This is a genomic window from Rhizobium sp. 18055, from assembly GCF_902706285.1.
GTDB lineage: Bacteria > Pseudomonadota > Alphaproteobacteria > Rhizobiales > Rhizobiaceae > Rhizobium.
In genome coordinates, this window is record NZ_CACSKD010000058.1 from 1 (window position 1) to 940 (window position 940).

The following is a 940-nucleotide window of genomic DNA, read 5'->3' on the forward strand; positions in this document are numbered from 1 at the left end:
TCTAAGAGGCTGCCTCAAAAAGAAGTGGGTGATTTCAACAGGTTGTGATTCCTTCGGATTTGCGAAGATTCGATGGAGTTCACGATGGCCTGGACCGAAACCACCCGTCGGCAATATGCCCGGCGAGCAGCACGCTATGCAAGCGATATGACGGATAGAGAATGGCGAATTGTCGAACCGCTCCTACCTGCGCCCCGTCGACTTGGGCGACCGCGGACAACGGTGCTGCGTGAGGTCATGAATGCGCTTTTGTATATCGCCTCGAGCGGCTGCCAATGGCGGATGCTGCCAAAGGACTTTCCGCCGTGCTCGACGGTTCAGCGATACTTCTATGCGTGGCGGGGTATTGGGCTTTGGGCCCGCATCAACCACCATCTGGTGATGGCGGCGCGCGAACTGGAAGGCAAAGAGGCCAGTCCTACGGCAGGCGTGATCGGCCAAAGCGTCAAAACAACCGAAAGCGGCGGCATTCGAGGTTACGACGCCGGCAAAAAGATCAAGGGCCGCAAGCGCCATATCGTCGTCGACACACTCGGCCTGATGGTCGGCCTCATGGTTCACAGCGCCGATATCCAGGACCGCGATGGCGCTCCCGATTTACTGAAATCCATTTGTCACAGATGGCCATGGTTGCTGCATGTTTTCGCCGACGGTGGCTATGCGGGCGACAAATTGAAACGGAAGCTGAAGAAGGTCGGTCGCTTCACGGTCGAAATCATCAAGCGCAGCGACAAGACCAAAGGCTTCGAAGTGCTACCACGCCGTTGGGTCGTCGAGCGAACATTTGCATGGCTTGGAAGGTGCCGGAGATTGGCGAAGGACGTCGAAAAATCCATCGCTTCAGCCGAGGCATGGATCATGATCGCCCATATCCGCCTCGTCACCAGACGTCTCGCAAGCTATTGCTACCATTGAACTCTTTTCGAGTCCGACTCTAAGA

The 940-nt window shown here is 56.4% G+C and carries 1 protein-coding gene; it reads left to right on the forward strand.

Annotated elements, in window-relative coordinates:
- Positions 1-84 precede the first annotated feature (84 nt).
- Positions 85-915, forward strand: a complete 831-nt coding sequence (locus GVL52_RS27865; RefSeq protein ID WP_160012646.1) for an IS5 family transposase — start codon at positions 85-87, stop codon at positions 913-915.
- Positions 916-940: the final 25 nt, after the last annotated feature.